The organism is Clostridia bacterium, assembly GCA_036562685.1.
Taxonomy (GTDB): domain Bacteria; phylum Bacillota; class Clostridia; order Christensenellales; family DUVY01; genus DUVY01.
Map to the genome: position 1 here is coordinate 1 of DATCJR010000174.1, position 5,347 is coordinate 5,347.

At 34.9% G+C, this 5,347-nt stretch carries 6 protein-coding genes; all 6 read left to right on the forward strand.

Going from position 1 to position 5,347, the window contains the following annotated elements; translation table 11 throughout:
* Nucleotides 1-563 (forward strand): CatB-related O-acetyltransferase (locus VIL26_07690; protein HEY8390809.1); only part of this gene is annotated, 563 nt, incomplete at its 5' end.
* A 333-nt stretch (nt 564-896) separates the two neighbouring features.
* The gene (locus VIL26_07695) at nt 897-1,043 is read left to right on the forward strand and encodes a hypothetical protein (protein HEY8390810.1); all 147 of its coding nucleotides are present in this window, start codon (nt 897-899) and stop codon (nt 1,041-1,043) included.
* Complete coding sequence (locus tag VIL26_07700) at nt 1,040-1,564, forward strand: MBL fold metallo-hydrolase (protein HEY8390811.1); 525 nt, start codon at nt 1,040-1,042, stop codon at nt 1,562-1,564. Before VIL26_07695 ends, VIL26_07700 begins: the two co-directional genes overlap by 4 nt.
* 666 nt (nt 1,565-2,230) lie before the next feature.
* Entirely contained in the window at nt 2,231-2,389 is a 159-nt protein-coding gene (locus VIL26_07705) for a pyrroline-5-carboxylate reductase dimerization domain-containing protein (protein ID HEY8390812.1), read from the forward strand.
* A gap of 223 nt (nt 2,390-2,612) precedes the next feature.
* Complete coding sequence (gene asnB / locus VIL26_07710) at nt 2,613-4,454, forward strand: asparagine synthase (glutamine-hydrolyzing) (GenBank protein HEY8390813.1); 1,842 nt, start codon at nt 2,613-2,615, stop codon at nt 4,452-4,454.
* A gap of 134 nt (nt 4,455-4,588) precedes the next feature.
* On the forward strand, nt 4,589-5,248 hold the full coding sequence (locus tag VIL26_07715; protein ID HEY8390814.1) for a nitroreductase family protein: 660 nt from the start codon (nt 4,589-4,591) through the stop codon (nt 5,246-5,248).
* Nucleotides 5,249-5,347: the final 99 nt, after the last annotated feature.

Below are 5,347 nucleotides of genomic sequence, written 5' to 3' on the forward strand. Positions count from 1 at the left end.
AATATACCTATTATAGCGATAATAAAAAATCTCCAGAGAAGTTTTACGAAAATATAGAATATCATTACGAATTTCTTGGAGATAAATTGATAATAGGTAAGTTCTGCGCAATTGCAGAGGGTGTTAAGTTTATTATGAATGGCGCAAATCATAGAATGGATGGAATTACAACTTATCCTTTTAACATCTTTGGATGTGGATGGGAAAAGGTTACTCCTACAATAGAACAACTTCCTTTTAAGGGAGATACTGTGATTGGTAATGATGTCTGGATTGGCCAAAATGTTACCATTATGCCAGGTGTTAAAATTGGTGATGGTGCGATTATTGCCGCTAATTCAACAGTAGTGAAAAATGTTGAACCCTATTCAATATATGGTGGGAATCCGGCTAAGTTTATCAAAAAACGCTTTAGTGACGAAAAAATTGAATTTTTACTTAACCTGAAATGGTGGAACTGGAGCGAAGAGGAAATATTTGATAATCTTGAAAATCTAACATCTGAAACAGGTTTAGAGGAATTAATGAAAAAGTATTCAAAAAGAGATGAAAAAATTAAGTAATTTTTCTAATGGTTCAAAAATATTAATTTTTAACTATTAATAAAGAATGTTATGATTAATTTGTCTGAGATTTAAACTACCAAGTGATAAAGCGCCAGTCGAATATGATTGGCGCTTAAATATTAATTACCTGATTGGTGTTAATATGATTGCAATTATCTAAATATAGATAATATTTTTTAATGAAATTTTATGTTTATCTAGAGCAATCAATTTGAGCGCAAACATGTTAAATGGTAAAATTAATTTATATCCTATAATTAATATAATAAATAATTCAAATTGAATATAAAACTAATTTATTTTTTTATTTAGTTAATAAGGAGAATTGCTATGAGCGCTGTGAAAAGGATTAAATGCGGTCATGTGAATTGCTATATTGTATTTGATGGAGCTTCGGGCATTTTGGTTGACACCGGAAAGAAAGAATATTTATATACAATCGTTAAAGCGCGTGTAAGCCATATAAGATTAAATTGATAATATTAACGCACACTCATTGCGATCACGCGGAAAACGCAGTTGACTTATCTAAAATTCTTGAAGCTCCGATTGCCATGCACAAAGATGACGTGATATTAATTGAGTCCAATAATAATCAATCCTTGTCAGCCAAAACCTTTTTTGGGAAGATAATATTATCTGCCTCTCTGAAAGAGTTCTCTAGAAATAAAATGAAAGCTTTTACACCGTCAGTCTTTCTAAAAGACGGCGATGATTTAACAGAATACGGCGTTTCGGCAAAAGTCATTGGATTGCCGGGACACACGAAAGGTTCCATAGGGCTTGATGTTGATGAAAAAGAGCTTATAGTCGGCGACGCGTTGATGAATATATTCTATCCGACAACTTCAATTTTATATAATGATGAAAAGTCTATGCTGGACAGCGCCAAAAAAATAACGTCTATGCTGGACAGCGCCAAAAAAATAACAGAACTAGGGGAACGAATTATTTATTTCGGGCACGGAAAGCCGGCAAAAAACAGAAAATGGATTTAAAATAGGGGCGTTTTATAAATTTGGATTTATTGGTTTTGGCAACATGGGAAGCATGCTTATTAAGTGTTTTATTGTGTCTGAAAAAATTAGTCAGAAAGAGATAATTGTAACAAGAAAAGACAAAAACAGGCTTGACGAAATAAAAAATATTTGGCCCGAGATTAATATAGCCTAAGACGTTATAGATATTGCAAAAAACGCAAATTATATTTTTATTTGCGTAAAACCATTGGAATTTAAAAATATTTTGCTCCAAATAAAACCTTATATTCAAAATCGTCATCATATAATCTCCATAGCCGGATCAGTAGCGATAAAGGATATGGAAAGAATATTGACTGCAAAATAACCAAAGTAATACCGACTGTGGATTCTGAAGTCAAGGAAGAATAACATTAATTTGCCATAACAATAAGGTCAATTTAAAGGCCGCGGAACACATAGAATCGTTGTTTAAAAAAATATGCAAGGTATGGCGGATAGATGAACAAGACTTTGGATTTGTGTCCGAACTTACAAGTTGCGGGCCCGGTTTTATTGCCGCTATCTTTAAGAAATTTGCGGAAGCGGCTCTAAGGCATACGACGTGCTGTAATAAAGAAGAAATATCAGAAATGCTATTACAGACATTATACTCTACATCCAAATTAATGCTTAAAAAAAAAGATGAATTTTCAAGATGTAATATCAAGAGTTGCCACAAAAGGCGGGATAACCGAAGAAGGAATAAAAGTTTTCGAAAAAACCCTTCCGCAAGTATTTGACGAGATGTTTGAGCAAACTTTGAATAGACGCAAAATAATTAGCGAAAAAGTATCTAATTAATTTAAGAATATTTAATCAATTTTAATCAAAAATGATATCAAAGTGGCAAGGCTAAAAGGACGCTATGAAGTTCATTGCAGCGTCTTTTTTATATATCAAAGCATAATAAAAAAAGATGAAAAAAGAAAAAAGCGCTAATAGAAAATTTTTTTGGCGCTGCATAGTATGTAATATTGATATTTAAGCGTCATCATGAATGATGCTTTTTTTATGGAAGGTATATATGTGCGGAATAGCTGGTTGGATTGATTTTAATCAAGATTTAAGAAAACATGAGAAGACAATAAACAAAATGACAGGTACTTTGACCCGACGAGGGCCTGACGCGCAAGGCATATATCTGAAGGAAAACGCCTGCTTAATGCATCGAAGACTTATCGTTATTGACCCTGAAAACGGCATTCAGCCAATGACAATAAAAAAAGGCGATACCAGTTATACAATTGTATATAACGGCGAACTTTATAATACAAACGAGCTTCGAAACGAGCTTTTAGCTTTTAAGTACCAATTTAAAGGGCATTCAGATACCGAGGTATTGCTGACGGCGTTTATTCATTGGGGCGAAGCGTGTTTGGAAAAGCTAAACGGCATTTACGCTTTCGGGGTTTGGAACGATACGACCAAAACTTTGTTTTTAGCCCGCGACAGAATGGGCGTTAAGCCGCTGTTTATATATTCCTATTCTGATGGCATTATTTTTGGTTCAGAGTTAAAAACTTTACTAGCCAATCCATTAGTCAAGCCTGTAATTGACAATGACGGTCTTAAGGAAGTTTTCCTTTTAGGGCCTGGCAGAACAAGCGGTAACGGAGTTATCAAGGGCGTTTCGGAATTAAAACCCGGAGAGTATCTGGTCTTTAACCAAAAAAAAGGAATCAAAATCAATAGATATTGGTATTTGAAAGCCAGCGAACATACCGAGGATGTAAAAACAACCATTGAAAAGACGCGCTTTTTAATTACCGACGCGGTTAAGCGCCAGTTGGTGTCCGATGTGCCGTTGTGTTGTTTTTTGTCGGGGGGACTTGATTCCAGCATTATTTCAAAAATAGCCGCCGATAGTTATTTAGCCGAAAACAAAGGCGCGATTCATACCTATTCTGTTACCTATGTCGACAATCAGAAATTTTTTGTAAAAAGTCTTTTTCAACCTAATTCCGACGAAGAATATATAAAATTATTAACTAAAGACATAAGCTCTCAACACCATGAAGTAACGCTTAATAACGAGGATTTGGAAAAGTATTTAAGCGACGCCGTGGTTGCGCGCGATTTGCCGGGCATGGCAGATGTTGATTCTTCGCTGCTTTTGTTTTGCAGGGAAATAAAAAAAGAGTTTACTGTTGCGCTTTCGGGCGAATGCGCCGACGAAATATTCGGAGGTTACCCTTGGTATTATAATAAGGATATTTTATTTAAAGATACATTCCCTTGGTCTCAATCTTTGGATTTAAGGCTAAGCATCTTAAAACCAGGCATGATAAAGGACGGCGAAGATTATGTAAAACAACAATACAGCGATACCGTAAACAATACGGACACCTTGCCGGGCGAGAGTGATTTTGAGTCTCGCATGAGGCAAATGTTTATGCTGAATGTAAATTGGTTTATGCAAACATTATTGGACAGAAAAGATAGAATGAGTATGTATAGCGGGCTTGAGGTTAGAGTGCCGTTTTGCGACCATCGATTGGTGGAATACGCCTATAATATGCCTTGGAATATTAAGTTCTATAATAACAGAGAAAAAGGAATTGTAAGAGAAGCCATGAAAGGTGTTTTGCCTGATGAAATAATATGGCGGAAAAAAAGCCCATATCCCAAAACACATAATCCAAAATATCTAAACGCGGTTAAATCCAGTCTGCAAAAAGTATTGAACGATCCGGATTCGCCGTTAACGCAGTTGATTAATAAACAAAAGGTTAAGGAAATTATCGATACCGACGGAAAGGCTATTTCGACACCCTGGTATGGTCAGCTCATGACCGGCCCGCAACTTATGGCTTATTTGATTCAAGTTGATTTTTGGATGAGAGCGTATAAGATTATAATTGAGTAAAAAGATATATTCGGCAATATGTTTATTTTTATTTGATAAATTCTAGTCGTTTAGCATTGAAAAAAATTCTATATAGATAATCTATATAGAATGTTTTGATTAATCAATGTTTTTTTTAATATTTTTATTGACAAATTAAGTTCTATGATGTCGTAGAAAAAAGAAGGTCGATAAGAGATTTTGAAAGAATAGAAATAGGCGATGATGTTATTGAAAGAATAATACGCGCTGGCCTTAAGGCTCCCGCAAACGGAAGTATGAGGAACTGGCATTTCATTGTAATAAAAGATAATCAAATCGTTTTGCAGCTTATTGACATTATTCCCAAAGATATTTCAGAAAAAGACATGGATAGATTGCTCAAGGAATGGAATATAAGCGATCCTTTTCAACAAGCAAGTTATAGATATTCTGTTCCAGGACAATATCAAATGCTTGCCGACTCTTCGGCGATAATTGTTCCGTTATTTAAATCAAAGTTTGACATTATGAAACCTGAAAATCTTTCGTATTTAAACAGTTTTGCTTCGATTTGGTGCTGCATTGAAAACATATTCTTGGCGGCTACGGCAGAAGGTTATGCATGTAATCTTAGAATTCCTTTAGGAAACGAGGGAGCGCACGCAAGGAAGGTGTTAGGTTTCCCTGAGGATTATCTGATGCCATGTTTTATTGGACTCGGCAAACCGAGTAAAGACGCAAAAATTTTGGAGCATAAAGAAATTAATGCAAAAGAAAGAATACATATTGATAAATGGGATATGGAGAACAAAATTGCGTCCGGCGTTAATTAGCTAGATGCAATATTGGCTATAAAATATATTTAAAGGAGGTAATTGTGAAGACATACGGCGGTTTTCTAATGTCTCAAATTCAGCATCTTAGCAGAAGAG

Coding starts and splice junctions, on each gene's coding strand:
- VIL26_07695 (HEY8390810.1), top strand. CDS start 897: ATGAGCGCTGTGAAAAGGATTAAATGCGGTCATGTGAATTGCTATATT.
- VIL26_07705 (HEY8390812.1), top strand. CDS start 2,231: ATGAATTTTCAAGATGTAATATCAAGAGTTGCCACAAAAGGCGGGATA.
- asnB (HEY8390813.1), top strand. CDS start 2,613: ATGTGCGGAATAGCTGGTTGGATTGATTTTAATCAAGATTTAAGAAAA.